Annotated in this window: 14 protein-coding genes and 1 pseudogene; 10 read left to right on the top strand and 5 right to left on the bottom strand. The window is 72.2% G+C overall.

All coding sequences use genetic code 11. From position 1 onward, the window contains the following. Positions 1-28: 28 nt before the first annotated feature. Entirely contained in the window at positions 29-1645 is a 1617-nt protein-coding gene (locus tag OG429_RS29290; RefSeq protein ID WP_328928238.1) for an alpha/beta hydrolase, read from the top strand. A 102-nt stretch (positions 1646-1747) separates the two neighbouring features. On the opposite strand, the gene hemQ is transcribed toward OG429_RS29290, so the two are convergent. Both hemQ and hemG read right to left on the bottom strand, forming a co-directional pair. Beyond that, positions 1748-2461, bottom strand: coding sequence for a hydrogen peroxide-dependent heme synthase (gene hemQ, locus OG429_RS29285; RefSeq protein WP_328928237.1), 714 nt, complete (start codon positions 2459-2461; stop codon positions 1748-1750). Positions 2462-2465: 4 nt separating this feature from the next. Further along, positions 2466-3944: a protoporphyrinogen oxidase gene (gene hemG / locus OG429_RS29280; protein WP_405921960.1), complete on the bottom strand. Its 1479-nt coding sequence runs from the start codon at positions 3942-3944 to the stop codon at positions 2466-2468. Between the two features lie 139 nt (positions 3945-4083). Between hemG and OG429_RS29275 the strand changes: the two genes are divergently transcribed. Next, positions 4084-5088: a DUF4349 domain-containing protein gene (locus OG429_RS29275; protein ID WP_328928235.1), complete on the top strand. Its 1005-nt coding sequence runs from the start codon at positions 4084-4086 to the stop codon at positions 5086-5088. Positions 5089-5150: 62 nt separating this feature from the next. Further along, complete coding sequence (locus OG429_RS29270) at positions 5151-6533, top strand: FAD-dependent oxidoreductase (RefSeq protein ID WP_328928234.1); 1383 nt, start codon at positions 5151-5153, stop codon at positions 6531-6533. Here the strand turns inward: OG429_RS29270 and OG429_RS29265 are convergent. Together OG429_RS29265 and hemE are read right to left on the bottom strand one after the other, a co-directional pair. Beyond that, on the bottom strand, positions 6446-7654 hold the full coding sequence (locus OG429_RS29265; protein WP_328928233.1) for an NADAR family protein: 1209 nt from the start codon (positions 7652-7654) through the stop codon (positions 6446-6448). The two genes, OG429_RS29270 and OG429_RS29265, sit on opposite strands and share 88 nt — an antisense overlap. Positions 7655-7702: 48 nt before the next feature. Then, positions 7703-8767 carry a uroporphyrinogen decarboxylase gene (gene hemE / locus OG429_RS29260; protein WP_328928232.1) on the bottom strand — a complete coding sequence of 355 codons (1065 nt, stop codon included), beginning with the start codon at positions 8765-8767 and terminating at the stop codon, positions 7703-7705. Positions 8768-8858: 91 nt separating this feature from the next. On the opposite strand from hemE, the gene OG429_RS29255 reads away from it, so the two are divergent. From OG429_RS29255 to OG429_RS29225, 7 genes and pseudogenes are all read left to right on the top strand, one after another. Continuing rightward, positions 8859-9515 (top strand): DUF3000 domain-containing protein, encoded by a 657-nt coding sequence (locus OG429_RS29255; protein WP_328928231.1) that lies wholly within the window; start codon positions 8859-8861, stop codon positions 9513-9515. Positions 9516-9800: 285 nt separating this feature from the next. After that, entirely contained in the window at positions 9801-10463 is a 663-nt protein-coding gene (locus tag OG429_RS29250; RefSeq protein WP_069922445.1) for a helix-turn-helix transcriptional regulator, read from the top strand. A 125-nt stretch (positions 10464-10588) separates the two neighbouring features. Next, complete coding sequence (locus tag OG429_RS29245) at positions 10589-11872, top strand: ribonuclease D (RefSeq protein WP_328928230.1); 1284 nt, start codon at positions 10589-10591, stop codon at positions 11870-11872. A 136-nt stretch (positions 11873-12008) separates the two neighbouring features. Next, positions 12009-12329 (top strand): annotated as a pseudogene (locus OG429_RS29240) (ferritin-like domain-containing protein); the annotation flags it as partial. Positions 12330-12481: 152 nt separating this feature from the next. Further along, positions 12482-13708: a thiolase family protein gene (locus tag OG429_RS29235; protein ID WP_328928229.1), complete on the top strand. Its 1227-nt coding sequence runs from the start codon at positions 12482-12484 to the stop codon at positions 13706-13708. After that, positions 13705-15843, top strand: coding sequence for a 3-hydroxyacyl-CoA dehydrogenase NAD-binding domain-containing protein (locus tag OG429_RS29230; protein WP_328928228.1), 2139 nt, complete (start codon positions 13705-13707; stop codon positions 15841-15843). Before OG429_RS29235 ends, OG429_RS29230 begins: the two co-directional genes overlap by 4 nt. A 91-nt stretch (positions 15844-15934) precedes the next feature. Then, positions 15935-16975 (top strand): LCP family protein, encoded by a 1041-nt coding sequence (locus OG429_RS29225; RefSeq protein ID WP_328928227.1) that lies wholly within the window; start codon positions 15935-15937, stop codon positions 16973-16975. Between the two features lie 77 nt (positions 16976-17052). Here OG429_RS29225 and OG429_RS29220 read toward each other — a convergent pair whose 3' ends face one another. After that, on the bottom strand, positions 17053-18549 hold the full coding sequence (locus OG429_RS29220; RefSeq protein WP_328928226.1) for an amino acid permease: 1497 nt from the start codon (positions 18547-18549) through the stop codon (positions 17053-17055). Positions 18550-18621: the final 72 nt, after the last annotated feature.

The raw sequence follows: 18621 nt of genomic DNA, 5'->3' as shown, positions 1-18621 counted from the left end.
GACGGACCGATGAGATGAAGGGGTCGCCATGTGGACGGCACTGGTACGCCACGGAGCCGCAGCGGCGGTCCTCTCCCTCACCGTGTGCGGCGCCACCCCCGCCGCCGCCGAGCCCCGCCCCGCCGCCGAGTCGGCCGGCGCCGGCCTCGCCGCCCGACGCGCCGCCGCCTCCGGCCTCCGCTTCGGGGCCTGCCCCGCGGCCGAGGGGCTGTCCGCGCCCGTGCGCTGCGCGACCCTGCGCGTACCGCTCGACTACGCCCGCCCCGACGGCCCGCAGATCTCCCTGACCGTCAGCCGGGTCCCGGCGAGCGGTGCCCGCGGCGCCGCCCGCCAGGGCGCGCTCGTCCACAACCCCGGCGGACCCGGCGCCTCCGGCATGTACTTCCCGCTCGTCGCCGGACTCCCCGGGTGGGAGCGGATCGCCGCCGCCTACGACCTCGTCGGCTACGCCCCGCGCGGCGTCGCCCGCTCCGCCCCGCTGTCCTGCCAGGACCCCGCCGCTCGCACCGGGGGCCCCACCCAGGTCCCGGCCCGTCCCTCCCCCGCGTACAAGGAGCGGCGCGCCGCCGAAGCCCGGGCGTACGGGCGCGGCTGCGCGCGGCGGGCCGGCGCCGCCCTGCCGTACTACACGACGCCGGACAACGCCCGCGATCTGCACGTACTGCGCGCCGCGCTCGGCGAGGAGAAGCTGACCTTCATGGGCGCCTCGTACGGGACCTACCTCGGCGCGGTGTACGCCACCCTGTACCCGGGCCACGTCCGCCGCATGGTCTTCGACTCGGCGGTCGATCCCGACCCGCGCCGCGTCTGGTACCGCAACAACCTCGACCAGGCACCCGGATTCGAGCGCCGCTGGTACGACTTCCGGGCCTGGGCGGCCCGCCACCACGCCACGTACGGCCTCGGCTCCACCCCGGAGGCCGTGCGGGCGAGCTACGAGCGCGTCCGGGACGCGGTGGCCCGCACCCCCGCCGGCGGCCGCGTCGGCACCGGCGAGCTCCAGGCCGCCTACCTCAAGGCCGCCTACTACGACGACGTGTGGCCGGACCGCGCGGCGGCCCTGGCGTCGTTCCTGCGCGGCGATCCGGCGGAGCTCGTACGGCAGGCGGCTCCCGACCCGGCGGCCGCGGCCGAGGCCGAGAACGCGACGGCCGTCTACACGGCGGTGCTGTGCAACGACGCCCCTTGGCCCGCGGACTGGGAGACCTGGGACCGCGACAACACCGGACTGGCCCGTACGGCTCCCTTCGAGACCTGGGCCAACGCCTTCCTGAACCTGCCGTGCGCCGACTGGCCGGTGCGCGCGCGGCGGCGGCCGGTGGACGTCGGGGCGCGGCCGGCCCGGCTGCCGCGCACGCTGATCGTCGCGGCGGAGCGGGACGGGGCGACCCCGTACCCAGGCGCGCTGGAGCTCCAGCGGCGGCTCGGCGCCGAGGCCGCGCTGGTCACGGAGAAAGGATCCGGCACCCACGGAGTGGTCGGCGGACGCAATGACTGCGTGGACCGTCACGTGGAGCGGTATCTGCTGACAGGTGACATCGCGGGACGGCGTGTCACGTGTCCGCCGCATCCGGAGCCCGCACCGGTGTCGCTGGACGACCGGGCAGCGAGCGCCCACAGGGCACCGCTGCCGCCAGTCGTCTGAACTTCCGGGCGGGATCTCCGGCTGCGTCGTTTCGGGGGCAGGGCCTCCCGATCCGCCGGAGGAATGAGTCAGTTCCTCCGGCCCTTCCCCCCAGGGGAGGTATCAGGCGAGCCCGGCCACCAGATCGGCGACGGACTTGCGGCGTCCGGTGTAGAAGGGCACCTCTTCACGGACGTGCATGCGGGCCTCGGAGGCACGCAGGTGACGCATGAGGTCGACGATGCGGTAGAGCTCGTCGGCCTCGAAGGCCAGCAGCCACTCGTAGTCGCCCAGGGAGAACGAGGCGACGGTGTTGGCGCGCACGTCCGGGTAGCCCCGGGCCATCTTGCCGTGGTCGGCGAGCATGCGGCGACGGTCCTCGTCGGGCAGCAGGTACCAGTCGTAGCTGCGCACGAAGGGGTACACGCTGACGTAGTCGCGGGCGACCTCGTCGGCCAGGAAGGCCGGGATGTGCGACTTGTTGAACTCGGCCGGGCGGTGCAGGGCCATGTTCGACCAGACCGGCTCCAGCGCGCGGCCCAGCTTGGTGCGGCGGAACAGGTTGTACGCGGTCTGCAGCTCGTCCGCGGTCTCCGCGTGCCACCAGATCATGATGTCCGCGTCGGCGCGCAGGCCGGAGACGTCATAGGTGCCGCGGACGGTGATGTCCTTGGCGGCCAGCTGGTCGAACAGCTCCTGGACCTCGTCGGCGAAACCGGAGCGGTCCTCCGGGAGTACGTCCTTCAGCTTGAAGACGGACCACAGGGTGTAGCGGATGACCTCGTTGAGGTCCTTCGCCTTCTTCCCCGCGTTGGGAATCTTCTCTGGAGCAGTCATGTGCCTATTGTCCCGTGTGCAGATCAGTGGTCTGTGCCAGGGGTACCGAACCCGCCCCCAGTGAGACGATCACCGCATCCGCGGCTTTCTCCGCGCTGGCGATGCACGCCGGGATGCCCACCCCGTCGTAGAGCGCGCCGCACACCGCGAGGCCGGGCAGGGCCGCGACGGCGGTGCGGATCCTGGCCACCCGGCCGAGGTGGCCGACCGGGTACTGGGGCAGCCCGCCGTCCCAGCGGGTGACCGTGGAGGCCACCGGCCGGGCCGCGAGGCCCACGGCTTCGCCCAGGTCGACGAGCGAGACCTCGACCAGCTCCCCGTCCTCCCGCTTCAGATCCGCCTCGTCGGCGTACCGGCCCACGGAGGTGCGCAGCAGGAAGAGCTCGGGATCGGCCCCGGCCCAGGCCCACTTGTTGCTGGAGAAGGTGGAGGCCTTGATGGTCCGGCCGTCGACGGGCGGTACGAGGAACCCGCTCGCGTCGCCCCCGGTGACGGAGGCCGGCAGGTCGGAGCGCCGGAAAGCCATGGTGACCAGGGCCATGGAGGCGTACTCGACCCCGCGCAGCTCGGCCGCGGCGGCCGGTGCGAGCCCGTCCAGCAGCCGGGCGGCGGGGCCGGCGGGGGTGGCCACGATCACGCCGTCGGCCTCGATGGCCTCGGAGCCCGCGACGACCCGCCAGCCTTCAGCCGTACGGAGGACCTCGCTCACGGGGGTACCGGTGGCGATCCGGGCTCCGGCGGACCGGCAGGCCTCGGCCACGGCGAGCGGGAGCCGTCCGATACCGCCGTCGATGCCGGCGAAGACCGGACCGGCCGACTGGGGCTGTGCCTGCGCCCGGTGCTGCAGTTCCCGTACGCCGTCGCCCAGCAGCGCGTGCGTCCGGGCGGCCTCGAAGAGCTGGGGCACCGCCGCCCGCATGGAGATGCGGTAGGCGTTGCCCGCGTAGACCCCGCCGAGCAGGGGTTCCACCAGCCGGTCGACGACCTCGCGGCCCAGGCGGGCGGCGACGTACTCGCCGACGGCGACGTCCTCGCCGATCTCGGCGGGCGGCAGCGTGCGTTCGGCCTCGGCCCGGGCCAGGCCCTCCGCGGAGAGCACCCCGGACGCGGCGAGCGGCGCCAGGTCGCCCGGGACGCCCATGACGTGCCCGCGCGGCATGGGCCGCAGCGCGCCGCGGGTCCACAGGTGGGCGGTGGCGGTGGCGGGCGGCTGCAGGGCGTCGCCCAGTCCCACGGCCCGGGCGAGGGCCACGGCTTCGGGGCGGCGGGCGAGCACGGATTCGGCGCCGAGGTCGACGGGGGCGCCGGCGAGCTCACCGGCGTACAGCTTGCCGCCGAGCCGCGGTCCGGCTTCCAGCAGCGTGACCCGCACGCCGTCGGCGAGCAGCCGGTGGGCCGCCGCGAGACCCGCGATGCCGCCGCCGATGACCACGACGTGCCGGGTCCGGCCGGGTCGATCCGTACGCATGTCCGCTTCGTGCATGGACACATCGTCTCAGACCCATCACCGACGCCGGACCGTGACCGCATCGGGACCGGCCCGGGACCGCGGAGGTGAAACCCGCGACGGGACCCTTTACGTCGAAACGGCAACACCAGCCGAACCTCGGGGGTTTGACACCATGCGCACTCCGCACAGACAGCGCTCCGCGACGGCCCTGGCCGCCCTGTCCCTGGCCGGAGCCCTCGCGCTCACGGGCTGCGGCGCCGACGGGAGCCGGGACGGCGCCGGCGACAAGGCGGCGGTCGCTCCCGCCCAGGGCGGCAAGGCCCAGGAGGGCGCGCAGGGAGCGGCGGCGGCTCCCCCCGCGTCGGCGCCCGAAGCGGCCGGCAAGAACGGGCAGCAGCAGCCCGCGGTCCGCCCCAACGTCATCCGTACGGCGACCCTCGGCATCGAGACGGCGGACGCCCAGAAGACCCTCGCGGCAGCCCGTTCGGCGGCCGACGGCGCGGGCGGCTACGTCGGCAACGAGTCGACCCGACGCGGCGCGGACGGCCGGATGACCTCCACGCTGACCCTCCGGGTGCCGGGCGAGCGCTACGACGCGGTGCTCAGCGCGATGGAAGGCAGCGGCAAGCTCCTGCACCGCAAGGTCGACGCGCAGGACGTCACCGAGAAGGTCGCCGACATCGGCAGCCGCGTCGCGTCCCAGCAGGCCAGCGTGGCCCGGGTGCGGGAGATGATGGGCAGGGCCTCGGCGCTGAGCGAGGTGGTGATGCTGGAGAGCGAGCTCAGCCGGCGCCAGTCCGATCTGGAGTCGCTGCTCGCGCAGCAGACGGCCCTGAAGGACCAGACCTCGATGGGGACGATCACCCTGGAGGTCTCGGAGCCGGCCCCGCCGCAGGCGGAGAAGGCGAAGAAGGAGGATCCCGGCCTCGGCGACGCCCTCAGCGGCGGCTGGAAGGTGTTCTCCACGCTCGTGCGGTACCTGGTGCTCGCCGCGGCCGCCGTGCTGCCGTTCGCACTGGCGGCGGGCCTGCTGGCGCTCGGGTTCCGGGTGTACCGCAAGCTGCGCCCGGCGAAGCCGAAGACGACGGCGGGGCCCGCCCCGGCCCGGGTGCCCCGCCAGTCCGTCCCGGCGGCGCCGTCCGCGGCGGACCGGAACGGGGCCGAAGGGGAGGACTGAGCGCACCCGCGCCCGTAGCGTGTCCCCGTAGACGACGGCGGCGGCTGAGGACGGTGCGGGCGATGGCGACGGAACGACTCGTGGTGGTCGGAGGTGACGCGGCGGGCATGTCCGCCGCGTCACAGGCCAGGCGGCTCAAGGGCCCGGCGGAGCTGGAGATCGTCGCCTTCGAGCGCGGGCACTTCACCTCGTACTCGGCGTGCGGGATCCCGTACTGGATCGGCGGCCTGGTCGGCGAGCGGGACGACCTGATCGCCCGTACCCCCGAGGAACACCGGGCGCGCGACATCGACGTGCGCACCCGGACCGAGGTGGTGGAGCTGGACCTCGCGGGCGGCCGGGTCCGCGCCCGCGATCTGGACGGCGGATCCGAATCCTGGACGGGCTACGACAAACTCGTCCTCGCGACGGGCGCCCGCCCGGTCCGTCCCCGGATCCCGGGCATCGGCGCGCACGGGGTCCACGGCATCCAGACCCTGGACGACGGCCGACGGCTGATGGACACGCTGCAGCGCACGGAGGGCCGCCGGGCGGTCGTCGTCGGCGCGGGCTACATCGGCGTGGAGATGGCGGAGGCCCTGGTCGGGCGGGGGTACGAGGTCACCGTCCTGCACCGCGGCGAGCAGCCGATGGCCACGCTGGACCCGGACATGGGCGGCCTGGTGCACAGCGCGATGAACGGCATGGGCATCCGTACGGTCTCCCGCGCCGAGGTCACGAAGGTCCTCACCGACGAGGAGGGCCGGGTCCGCGCGGTGGCCACGGCGACGGGGGACGAGTACCCGGCGGACGTGGTCGTGCTCGGCATCGGCGTGGAGCCGCGCACGGCCCTCGCGCGCGCCGCCGGCCTCCCGCTCGGCCCGTCGGGCGGCATCCTCACCGACCTCTCCATGCGGGTCCGCGGCCACGAGAACATCTGGTCGGGCGGTGACTGCGTGGAGGTCCTGGACCTGGTCGCGGGCCGCACCCGGCACATCCCGCTGGGCACGCACGCCAACAAGCACGGCCAGGTCATCGGCTCGGGCGTGGGCGGCGGGTACGCGACCTTCCCCGGGGTGGTCGGCACGGCGGTCAGCAAGGTCTGCGACCTGGAGATCGCCCGTACGGGGCTGCGCGAGAAGGACGCGCTGGAGGCGGGCCTGCGCTTCGTGACGGCCACGATCACCTCCACCAACACCGCGGGCTACTACCCGGGTGCGGTCGAGATGACGGTGAAGATGCTGGCGGAACGGCGCACGGGCCGCCTCCTCGGCGTCCAGATCGTCGGCGGCGCGGGCTCGGCGAAGCGGGTGGACATCGCGGCGGTCGCCCTCACGGCGGGCATGACGGTGGACCGGATGGTCACCCTGGACCTGGGCTACGCCCCGCCGTTCTCCCCGGTCTGGGACCCCGTCCTGGTGGCGGCCCGCAAGGCCGTCTCCGCGGTCCGCGCCGCGGGCGTGTAGCGCTCCGCCCGGAGTTCGGAGCGGACCAGTTCCAAGAGGCGGCCCGTCCAGTTCCGTCCGCCGCGGGGGCCCTCGTCACGCCAGAACGGTGCCTCGGAGATCCCGGTGTAGACGATCGGCGCCTCCCCCGTGGCCAGCAGGACCTGGGCGAGGCGGGGGTGCTGGTCGAACTTGGCCCGCAGCAGCCCGGCCATGACGGCGAGCCGTGCGCCGGACCAGTCCTCGCGCCGCGCCGCCCGTCCGCCCGTCTCCTGCGCCTCGCGCGCGGTGACGGCGGCGCGGACGCGGTCGTGGCCGTCCCGGCCGGCGGCGGAGCGGGCCCAGTACCCGTGGGCCACGGTGGGGTAGGTCTCCCCCTCGTACGTGAAGGGGGCGTCGTAGTCGTTGCGCAGCGCGAAGTCGCCGAGCTCGTCCGGCCAGCCCCTCGGGTAGGTGGTCTCGTAGAGGACGACCGGGGGCTGCGGGGCGCCGGCCGGGTCGTCCGCGTACCGGACGGCCTGCTGCTCCTCGGCCAGCGCGACGTCCCGGTCCCGGTCCGTGAAGTAGGCGCGCGCGTCGCGGTGCATCGCCTCCGTCACCACCGGACCGTCCCCGTCCACGGACTGGCCGAGGTCGGTCACCAGGATCCGCAGCGGCCGGTCCTGGCGGTCCATGTCGCCCAGGACGTAGACCCGCAGGTGAGCGGGGACGGCGAGGTACGCCGCCCGGAGCAGGGACCGGTTGGCCTCCGTCGTCTCCCGCTGGTAGCACCGGATGGCCTCCCAGAGCCGGTCGCCGGCCGACGGACGGCCCGCGAGCCGGGCGATCTCGTCGGCGACCTCCAGGAGGAAGCTCTCGTCCGTCCGCGGCTCGGGCGAGCGGGACTCCCACTTCGACGGCTCGGCGGGCCACTCGCGCGCGTCCGGCCGGTCCAGTGCGGTCTTCCCCGAGGCCAACTGCTCCGCCAGCCCGGCCAGGTCCGTCGCCGCGTACTGCCCGAGGGTGATCCTTCCGTCCGCGTAGACGAAGAGGTGCTCGGGGTAGTGCTCGTCCAGCAACTCGTGCCTGCGCCAGACGAGGCACCAGGCCCCGGCGATGGTCTGTCCGTCGGATATGCGAAACGTCGGCCTGCGCCATGTCATGCACGGCACAGTACCGACGTTTCGATCTTGCTCGGGTGCGGTTTCCGCTCAGCGGGCCGTCTTGGTGTGGACGTAGTCCACCAGGCGGGTCAGGGCGTCCGGGTCCGTCGTCGGGAGGACGCCGTGGCCCAGGTTGAAGACGTGGCCCTCCAGGCCGGCCGCGGCGGCGAGGACCTCGTCCGTCTTGGCCTCGACGGCCTCCGGGGTGGAGAAGAGCACGGCCGGGTCCAGGTTCCCCTGGAGCGCCTTGCCCGGGCCGACCCGGCGGACGGCCTCGTCGAGCGGGACCCGGTAGTCGACGCCCATGACGTCCGCGCCGGCCTCGCCCATGAGGCCGAGCAGCTCGCCCGTGCCCACGCCGAAGTGGATGCGCGGGACCCCGTAGGAGGCGACGGACTCCAGGACCTTCGCCGACGCCGGCATCACCGAGCGGCGGTAGTCCGCCGGGGCCAGCGCGCCGACCCAGGAGTCGAAGAGCTGCACCGCGGAGGCGCCGGCCTCGATCTGGACCTTCAGGAAGGCGGAGGTGATCTCCGCGAGGCGGTCCAGCAGGTCCGCCCACAGCTCCGGGTCCCCGTACATCAGGGCCTTGGTGTGCTCGTGGTTCTTCGAGGGACCGCCCTCGACCAGGTAGCTCGCAAGGGTGAAAGGCGCACCCGCGAAACCGATCAACGGCGTGGAGCCCAGTTCACCGGTGAGCATGCCGATCGCCTCGGTGACGTACGAGACGTCTTCAGGGGTGAGGTCGCGCAGCTGTGCGAGGTCCTCGCGGCGGCGGATCGGCTGGGCCACGACCGGGCCGATGCCCGGCTTGATGTCCAGATCGACGCCGATGGCCTTCAGCGGGACCACGATGTCGGAGAAGAAGATCGCCGCGTCCACCTTGTGGCGGCGCACCGGCTGCAGCGTGATCTCGGTGACCAGGTCGGGCCGCATGCACGACTCCAGCATCTGGGTCCCCTCGCGCACCTTGCGGTACTCGGGGAGCGAGCGCCCGGCCTGCCGCATGAACCACACCGGGGTGTGCGGCACCGGCTCCCGCCGGCACGCCTTCAGGAAGGCGGAATCGTACGTCTGACTCGGCTGGCCCTTGGGGCGTTCGTTGGCACTCACGACCCAAATCTTCGCACGTATGAAGAGTTGCCCGGCTCGGCGCGGGTGTCCCTGCGCCGCACGGGCGCTCGTTCCGCCTAGTCTTCCCCGCATGGCTGCGGCTCAGGGACGATTTTCAGATGGCGCTGACGGTATGGACAGCGCGAAGGAGAGCTCGGTCCCGCTCCCGTTCCGGCGGGCGGTCGACGGCTTGAAGAAGGCGAGACTGCGCCCGGGGATCGAGATCGACCCCACGAAGCCGCCGCAGAGACTGGCCCCGTACGCCTACGCGCTGGAAGCGGCGGTGGTGGACGGCGAGGACGATCTGGCCGACGGCCGCCTCATCCTGCTCCACGATCCGGCCGGGCACGACGCCTGGCACGGAACGTTTCGGCTCGTGACGCTGGTACGGGCGGAACTGGAGCCCGAGATGGCCACGGACCCCCTCCTCCCGGAGGTGTGCTGGTCCTGGCTGACGGGGGCGCTGGACGCGCGCGGGCTGGCGTACGGGGAGGCGAGCGGGACCGTGACCATGGCGGGCTCGCACTACTTCGGCGGGCTCGCGGAGCGGCGGCCGGCGACGCAGATCGAGATCAGAGCCTCCTGGACGCCGCGCGAGGGCGTGGGCGGGGTGCCGGACACCTCCGCGCACCTGTCCGCCTGGTGCGAGCTGCTGTGCCAGATCGCCGGGCTGCCGCCGGTCGGGCCGACGGACAGCGTCACGGGCGTGGTGTCCCTGCCACAGCGCCGCGGTCCGCACCACCCGTAGGACCGGGACCGCACGGGCGCGCGAGCCGACCCGAAAGAGCGCCCACGGCGGGGAACGCCCGAGCGAACTCCGTAACGGAGTGTCGGAACGGGGCGTCCATTGCGGGGTTCTGATCACCCTATGATCGATCGTGCGTCCGAATTGCCCGAATTGTTACTCACCAAATCGTGATCATTCCCTAAAGCCGGGTGGGTGACGTGCCGAAGGAGTCAGTGACCATCCGCACGGTTCGCACCGGCTTCCTTCCCCGAGCCGGCCGTCCCGCCACTCCCCCAGGAGGCCTAGGTGTCCGTTCTTCTCGAGCAGCCCGCAAGCCTGGTCGCCTACCGCCCGAACAAGCCGACGGCCATGGTCGTCGTGGCCGACCCGCGCGTGCGTTCCACCGTGACCCGCCATCTGTGGGCCCTCGGAGTACGTGACGTGATCGAGGCTTCGTCCATCGCGGAGGCCCGTCCCCGAGTCGGCAGCCCGCGCGACATCTGCGTGGCCGACGTCCACCTGCCCGACGGCTCCGGTCTCACCCTGCTCTCCGAGACCCGCGCCGCGGGCTGGCCGAACGGCCTGGCCCTGTCCGCCGCCGACGACATCGGCGCCGTACGCAACGCCCTCGCGGGCGGGGTGAAGGGCTACGTCGTCACCGGCACCCGGACCAACATCGGGCTCCCCAGCCGGCCCGGCGCCGCACCCATCGGCGCCGCCGCCGCCCGTATGCACCGCCGCCCCCCGGGTGCCCCGAGCCACCCGGGCGGCTACCGAGAGCTCTCCGGCCGCGAGGTCGAGGTCCTGCGCCTCGTCGCGGAGGGGCAGTCCAACAAGGCCATCGGTGTCTCGATGGGCCTGTCCGCCCTGACCGTCAAGTCCCACCTCGCCCGGATCGCCCGCAAGCTGGGCACCGGCGACCGGGCCGGGATGGTCGCCGTCGCTCTGCGGACCGGGATCATCCACTGACCCCGCCCCGAGGTTCCCGGGCGAATCCCCCGTGAACCCCGGACGAACCTCCGCCCTGCCACCCCGCGCCCGTCGACGGAACGTTCCGGCGACGGGCGCGTCACATCCACGGATACCCTTGACCGGTGACCGACGCCCAAGAGACCGCAGCAGACCTGCGCACCACCACCGGGGGCGGCCCCCCGGACGAAGTCGTCAGTTCGTCCGATGGGCCGCCGATTCCACTGCTGGAACCCCGTGAGGGGATCCCTCCGGTGGTCGCCGACGCCGACGCCCTCGCCGAAGTGGTCGCGGCCTTCGCCGCGGGCACCGGCCCCGTGGCCGTCGACGCCGAGCGCGCCTCCGGATACCGCTACGGCCAGCGCGCCTACCTGGTACAGCTGCGCCGCGAGGGCGCGGGGTCCGCGCTCATCGACCCGGTGGGCTGCCCCGACCTCTCCTCACTCGGCGAGGCCCTGACCGGCACCGAGTGGATCCTGCACGCCGCCACCCAGGACCTGCCGTGCCTGCGCGAAATAGGCATGGTGCCCACCTCCCTGTTCGACACCGAACTGGCCGGCCGCCTCGCCGGGTTCCCGCGGGTCGGACTGGGCGCGATGGTCGAGAGCGTGCTCGGCTACGCGCTGGAGAAGGGCCACTCCGCCGTCGACTGGTCGACCCGCCCGCTTCCGGAGCCGTGGCTGCGCTACGCCGCGCTCGACGTGGAGCTGCTGGTGGACCTGCGGGACGCGCTGGAGGAGGAGCTGGACCGGCAGGGCAAGCTGGAATGGGCCCACCAGGAGTTCGACGCCATCGCCGCCGCCCCGCCCGCGCCGCCGCGCAAGGACCCGTGGCGCCGTACGTCCGGTATGCACAAGGTGCGCCGCCGCCGGCAGATGGCGGTCGTGCGGGAGCTGTGGGAGTCGCGGGACCGGATCGCGCAGCGGCGCGACGTGTCGCCCGGCAAGGTGCTGGGCGACGCCGCGATCGTCGAGGCCGCCCTCGCCCTCCCGGCGAACGTACAGGCCCTGTCCGCCCTGCCCGGCTACGGGCAGCGGATGGGCCGGCGCCAGCTGGAGCAGTGGATGGCCGCCGTGGACCGGGCGAAGGCGCTGCCCGAGAACGAGCTGCCGCAGCCCGGGGCGACCCCGGCCGGTCCGCCCCCGCCGCGCTCCTGGGTCGACAAGGACCCGGCCGCCGCCGTACGGCTGTCGGCGGCCCGCGCGGCCGTCTCCGCACTGGCCGAGGGGCTGAACCTGCCCCAGGAGAACCTGATCACCCCGGACACGGTCCGCCGGCTGTGCTGGGAGCCGCCGCACCGGCTGGAGGCGGAAGCGGTGGCGCAGGCCCTCGCGGGCTACGGCGCCCGCCCGTGGCAGATCGAGCAGGTGACGGCGGCGCTGGTCACCGCCCTCGCCGCGCGCGCCTGACGCGGCGCCACATCACAGAGAGCCCCCGGCCGTTCCTTCGGCCGGGGGCTCTGCGCATCCCCGGAGGGCGTCCCGGTTCCGCAACAGCCCTGCGACATCGCTTTTGAACACGCTCAAACCCCGTTAACTTTTGAACATGCTCAATAATGGGTACGAGGGGTACGGGGCATGGGTACGCGACTTCGAGGCCGAGCGGGAGCGCCGCGCCGCGGTCGGGGACCCGGACTGGGGCCGGGGGGCCGCGCTCGATCCGGCGCTCGTCCGGAGCCTGCAGCGGTTCCAGGTCGGCGAGGACGGGGACGGACTGGCCCTGATCGGCAAGGCGGACCGGGCCGGGGACCCGGTGTACGCGGAGGCGGTACGGCTCTTCGAGGCCGAGGAGCACAACCACGCGCGGATGCTGGCGCTGCTGCTGGCGGCGGGCGGGGCCGGCACCCTGCCCGGACATTGGAGCGACGCGGAGCCGGTGTGACGTTCGCCGCTCCTTCGGGAGGGGGTGTCCACTCCGGTTACCGACAAGTAGCATGGCCGGGTGAGCGGGCGCTCAGTGACGTAAGCCGAGCATGCCCCCGCGCAGCAGTGCACACCCGCACCTGGAGGAGAGCCAACGTGCCTCGTACCGTCAGGGACGTCGTCTTCGTCGACGGCGTCCGCACCCCGTTCGGCAAGGCGGGCCCGAAGGGCATCTACAACGGGACCCGCGCCGACGACCTCGTCGTGAAGGCGATCCGGGAGCTGCTGCGCCGCAACCCGGACCTGGACCCCGCGAAGATCGACGAGGTCGCCATCGCCGCGACCACGCAGATCGGCGACCAGGGCCTGACGCTGGGCCGTACGGCCGGCATCCTCGCGGGCCTCCCGCAGTCCGTCCCGGGCTACTCCATCGACCGCATGTGCGCCGGCGCGCTGACCGCCGTGACCGCCGTCGCGGGCGGTGTGGCCTTCGGTGCGTACGACGTCGCCCTCGCCGGCGGTGTCGAGCACATGGGCCGCCACCCCATGGGCGAGGGCGTGGACCCGAACCCGCGCTTCGTCTCCGAGAAGCTGGTCGACGAGTCCGCCCTGTTCATGGGCATGACCGCCGAGAACCTGCACGACCGGTACCCGACGATCACCAAGCTCCGCGCCGACGAGTACGCCGTGCGCTCGCAGGAGAAGGCCGCCAAGGCGTACGCCGACGGCAAGATCCAGCAGGACCTGGTCCCGATCTCGGTGCGCAACACCAACGAGGCAGCGGGTGAGACGGGCTGGGGCCTGGTCACCTCCGACGAGCCGATGCGCCCGGGCACCACGCTGGAGAACCTGGCCGGCCTGAAGACCCCGTTCCGTACCCACGGCCGGGTCACCGCGGGCAACGCCGCCGGTCTCAACGACGGTGCCACCGCCGCGATCATCGCGTCCGAGGACTTCGCCCGGGAGAACAACCTCCCGGTCAAGATGCGCCTGGTCTCGTACTCCTTCGCGGGCGTCGAGCCCGAGGTCATGGGCTACGGCCCGATCCCGGCCACCGAGAAGGCCCTGGCCCAGGCCGGCCTGACGATCGACGACATCGGTCTCTTCGAGGTCAACGAGGCCTTCGCGGTCCAGGTCCTCGCGTTCCTGGAGCACTACGGCATCGCCGATGACGACGCCCGCGTGAACCAGTACGGCGGCGCCATCGCCTTCGGTCACCCGCTCGCCTCCTCGGGCGTGCGCCTGATGACGCAGCTGGCCCGTCAGTTCGAGGAGCAGCCGCACGTCCGCTACGGCCTGACCACCATGTGCGTCGGCTTCGGCATGGGCGCCACGGTCATCTGGGAGAACCCGAACTTCAACGCCGAGGGAGACTCCAAGTGAGCACCACCGCTGAGCTCCTGAAGGGCGCGGCCGAGCTGTTCCCGGACGAGGTCGTCACGTCCGCGCACGTCCGCCACCTGGACCTGCCGTTCGGCGCCGGGCGCTTCGCGCTCATCACGCTGGACAACGGCTTCGATCACACCAAGCCGACCACCTTCGGCCCGCAGTCCCTCGCCAACCTGAACGCGGCGATCGACCAGGTCGAGCAGGAGGCCCTCGCGGGCTCCATCGTCGGCGCCGGCATCACCGGCAAGCCGTTCATCTTCGCGGTCGGCGCCGACCTCAAGGGCGTCGAGCTGCTGAAGAAGCACGACGAGGCGCTCGCCATCGGCAAGGGCGGCCACGACGTCTTCAAGCGCCTTTCCGCGCTGGCGGTCCCGACCTTCGCGTACTACAACGGCGCGGCCATGGGCGGCGGCGTCGAGGTCGGTCTGCACTGCTCCTACCGCACCGTCTCGAAGGCGATCCCGGCCTTCTCGCTGCCCGAGGTCTTCCTCGGCCTGGTTCCCGGCTGGGGCGGCTGCGCCATCCTGCCGAACCTGATCGGCGCCGAGCGCGCGGTCTCGGTGATCATCGAGAACTCGCTCAACCAGAACAAGCAGCTGCGCGGCAAGCAGGTCTTCGACCTGGGCATCGCGGACGCGCTGTTCGAGGGTGCGGACTTCCTGGAGCAGTCGCTCCTGTGGACCGCGAACGTCCTGAACGGCACCACCGAGGTCGTCCGCGCCGAGATCGACCGCGGCGAGGCCTGGGACGCGGCCGTCGCCAAGGGCCGCTTCATCGCGGACTCCAAGGTGCACGGCGCCGCTCCGGCCGCCTACCGCGCGCTGGACATCATCGCCGCGGCCAAGTCGGGCGACCTCCAGGCCGGCTTCGACGCCGAGGACACGGCCCTGGCCGACCTCATCATGGGCGGCGAGCTGCGCTCGGGCATCTACGCCTTCAACCTGGTCCAGAAGCGCGCCAAGCGCCCGGCCGGTGCCCCGGACAAGTCCCTGGCCCGTCCGGTCACCAAGGTCGGCGTCGTCGGCGCGGGCCTGATGGCCTCGCAGCTGGCGCTGCTCTTCCTGCGCCGCCTGGAGGTGCCGGTGGTCCTCACCGACATCGACCAGGAGCGCGTGGACAAGGGTGTGGGCTACGTCCACGCCGAGATCCAGAAGCTGCTCGGCAAGGGCCGCATCAACCAGGACAAGGCCAACCGCCTGACCGCCCTGGTGACGGGTGTCCTGGACAAGGCCGAGGGCTTCGCGGACGCGGACTTCATCATCGAGGCCGTGTTCGAGGAGATGTCCGTCAAGCAGAAGGTGTTCGCGGAGGTCGAGGCGGTCGCCCCGGCGCACGCGATCCTCGCCACCAACACCTCCTCGCTGTCGGTCTCCGAGATGGCCTCGAAGCTCCAGCACCCGGAGCGCGTGGTCGGCTTCCACTTCTTCAACCCGGTCGCGATCCTCCCGCTGCTGGAGATCGTCCGCGGTGAGCAGACCGACGACGCCTCGCTGGCCACGGCCTTCGGTGTCGCCAAGAAGCTGAAGAAGACCGCGGTCCTCACCAAGGACGCCCCGGCGTTCGTCGTGAACCGCATCCTGACCCGCTTCATGGGCGAGATCCAGAACGTCATCGACGAGGGCACCCCGGTGGTCACGGCGGAGAAGGCCATCGAGCCGCTCGGCCTGCCGATGTCCCCGCTGGTGCTGCTGGAGCTCGTCGGCCCGGCCATCGGTCTGCACGTCTCCGAGACCCTGAACCGCGCCTTCCCGGAGCGCTTCACCGTCTCCCCGAACCTGGCGGCCGTGGTCAAGGCCGGCAAGCGCGGCTTCTACGTCTACTCCGCCGAGAACGGCTTCAAGCCGGAGCTGGACCCCGAGGTCGCCGCCCTCCTGGTGCAGGGCGATGTCGTCCTGACGGAGGAGCAGGTCCGCGACCGCGTCCTGGACGCGGTGGCGCAGGAGATCGGCCTGATGCTGGAGGAGGGTGTCGTGGCCGAGGCCCAGGACATCGACCTCTGCCTCATCACCGGTGCGGGCTGGCCCTTCCACCTGGGTGGCGTCACGCCGTACCTGGACCGTGAAGGCGTCTCGGAGCGCGTGAACGGCAAGAAGTTCCTCGCTCCCGGTCTGGCGAGCATCCCGGCCTAGTCCGGCTCGCAGACGGGTATCTGACGGCCTGGCCCGCCCCTTCCCGGGGGCGGGCTTCGGCCGTTCGAATATCTGTCTAAGATTCACCCCCATGACGGACACGCACGCGCGCCCCAGGCGCCGCCGACGCCGCGTTCTGCGGATCACCCTGTTGCTGGTCGCCGTGCTGATCCTGGGCGCCGCCGGAGCCGGCTGGTGGATGTACAGCCACCTCAACGGCAACATCGACAGCGTCGACCTGGACCAGGCCATCGGCGACAACCGGCCGCCGAAGGGGGCCGCGAACGCCCAGAACATCCTGGTGCTCGGCTCCGATTCGCGTGCCGGAGCCAACGCCGACCTCGACCACGGCGATGTCAGCGGCGCCCGCTCGGACACCGCGATGCTGGTGCACATACCCGAGGGCCGGGCCAAGGCCACCGCGGTGAGCATCCCCCGCGACACCCTGATCACCCGGCCCGAATGCAAGGACGGGGACGGCAAGACCGTGCCGTCCGCGAAGCGGGTCATGTTCAACTCGGTCTACTCGCTGGCCGGTCCGGCCTGTGTGGTCAACACCGTGGAGCAGATGTCCGGCGTCCGCGTGGACCACTTCGTCGAGGTCGACTTCGCCGGCTTCAAGGGCCTGGTGGACGCGCTCGGAGGGGTCACCGTCACCCTGGACAAGCCGATGAGCGGGGCCAAGGGCGGGCTGAAGCTGGACGCGGGCACGCACCGGCTGAACGGCACGGACTCGCTCAAGTTCGTCCGTACCCGCTACGGCTACGGGGACGGCAGCGACCTCGGACGCATAGGCCTGCAGCAGCAGTTCATGATGGCGATGCTGACCGAGGTCAAGAAGCAGGACGCGCTCGGCAACCCGGCGCGGCTCTACAAGCTCGCCGACGCCGGCACCAAGTCGCTGACCACCGACTCGGACCTCGCCTCCCTCACCGCGCTCTCCGACTTCGCCAAGAGCATGAAGGGCGTCGACCCGGACACGATGGAGACCATCATGCTGCCGGTCGCCTACGACAAGGTGGACCCGAACCGGGTGGTCGTGGCCGAGCCGCAGGCCACCCAGTTGTGGGAAGCCCTCCGCACGGACCAGAAGGTCCCGGCCTCCGCGAAGGACTCCCCCGCCAAGGGCTGACGGAGCCGGCACCGGCGAAGCCGGCCGTACGGGTGACGCGTACGGCCGGCTTCGCCGTTCCGTGCCCTGCTGCGCGTCTAGAACTTCGCGTCCTGGCCGAGCTTGCCGAGCCGGCTGTGGCTGCGGCCGTACAGGAAGTAGACGATGAAGCCGACGACCATCCAGATGCCGAACCGGATCCAGGTCTCGGCCGGCAGGTTGAGCATCAGCCAGAGCGAGGCCGCGATCGACACGATCGGGACGACCGGCACCCACGGGGTGCGGAAGGCCCGGTGCAGGTCGGGGCGGGTCCGGCGCAGGACGATCACGCCGAGGGCGACCACCACGAAGGCGAACAGGGTGCCGATGTTCACCAGTTCCGCGAGCTTCTCCAGGCTGGTGAAACCCGCGACGATGGCGATGATCCCGCCGAGCAGGAGGGTCGCCCGGTACGGCGTGCGGTACTTGGGGTGGGTGACGGAGAAGACGCGCGGCAGCAGTCCGTCACGGCTCATCGCGAAGAACACGCGGGTCTGGCCGAGCAGCAGGATCATGCACACGGTGATCAGGCCGACGGCCGCCCCGAGGCTGATGGCGCCGGAGAAGAACGGCTGGTTCACCGACTTGAAGGCTTCGGCGAGCGGGGCGGTGGGCGACATCTCCGTGTACTTCTGCATGCCGGTGACCACCAGCGTCACGGCGACGTAGAGCACCGTGCAGACCAGCAGCGAGCCGAGGATGCCGCGCGGCATGTCCCGCTGGGGATTCTTGGTCTCCTCGGCCGCGGTGGCCACGACGTCGAAGCCGATGAAGGCGAAGAAGATGAGGGAGGCCGCGGTGAAGATGCCCATGACACCGAAGTTGGTGGGCGCGTAGCCGAACATCAGCTGGACCAGTGGTGCGTGCAGGCCGCCGCCCGCTTCCTGGGGCTGCGCCGGGGGGATGAACGGCGAGTAGTTGTCGCCCTTGATGAAGAACAGGCCCGCGATGATGACCAGCAGGACCACGGTGACCTTGATGGCGACGACGACCGCGGTGATCCGGGCCGAGAGCTTCGTCCCGATGACCAGGATCGCGGTCAGCACCAGGACCAGCAGGAAGGCGAGCAGGTCGAAGGATCCTCCCGCGTCGGGCCCCGACAGCGCGGCGGGCATGTCCCAGCCGAGGTTCGTCGACATGAGGTGGCGCACGTACCCGGACCAGCCCACCGCCACGACGGCGGTGCCGAGCGCGAACTCGAGCACCAGGTCCCACCCGATGATCCAGGCGGGCAGCTCACCGATCGAGGCGTACGAGAAGGTGTACGCCGAACCGGCCACCGGCACGGTGGACGCGAACTCGGCGTAGCAGAGCGCTGCGAGGGCGCAGACGATGCCCGCTGCCACGAAGGAGAGGGAGGTGGCGGGTCCGGCGTTGTTCCGGGCCGCGATGCCCGTGAGGACGAAGATGCCGGTGCCGATGATGACGCCCACGCCGAAGACCGTCAGGTCCCAGGCGGAGAGCGACTTGCGGAGTGCGTGTTCCGGCTCCTCCGTGTCGCGGATGGACTGCTCCACCGTCTTGGTGCGGAAGGGGCTGTTCAGATCCTTACTCACCGACGCACCTCCGACAGGTGATGACGCACGCGAACGGGCCGGGAGGCCCACCCCTTCAAGGGTGATCTCCCG

It is taken from the genome of Streptomyces sp. NBC_00190, assembly GCF_036203305.1.
In the GTDB taxonomy this organism is placed as follows: Bacteria; Actinomycetota; Actinomycetes; order Streptomycetales; family Streptomycetaceae; genus Streptomyces.
The sequence above is the reverse complement of the archived record's forward strand: the minus strand, read 5'-3'. Positions and strand labels throughout refer to the sequence as shown.

Bases quoted from the DNA above. Each gene is read 5' to 3' on its own strand.
- OG429_RS29290 (WP_328928238.1), top strand. From the start codon at position 29: ATGTGGACGGCACTGGTACGCCACGGAGCCGCAGCGGCGGTCCTCTCC.
- hemQ (WP_328928237.1), bottom strand. From the start codon at position 2,461: ATGACTGCTCCAGAGAAGATTCCCAACGCGGGGAAGAAGGCGAAGGAC.
- hemG (WP_405921960.1), bottom strand. From the start codon at position 3,944: ATGCACGAAGCGGACATGCGTACGGATCGACCCGGCCGGACCCGGCAC.
- OG429_RS29275 (WP_328928235.1), top strand. From the start codon at position 4,084: ATGCGCACTCCGCACAGACAGCGCTCCGCGACGGCCCTGGCCGCCCTG.
- OG429_RS29270 (WP_328928234.1), top strand. From the start codon at position 5,151: ATGGCGACGGAACGACTCGTGGTGGTCGGAGGTGACGCGGCGGGCATG.
- OG429_RS29265 (WP_328928233.1), bottom strand. From the start codon at position 7,654: ATGACATGGCGCAGGCCGACGTTTCGCATATCCGACGGACAGACCATC.
- OG429_RS29255 (WP_328928231.1), top strand. From the start codon at position 8,859: ATGGCTGCGGCTCAGGGACGATTTTCAGATGGCGCTGACGGTATGGAC.
- OG429_RS29225 (WP_328928227.1), top strand. From the start codon at position 15,935: ATGACGGACACGCACGCGCGCCCCAGGCGCCGCCGACGCCGCGTTCTG.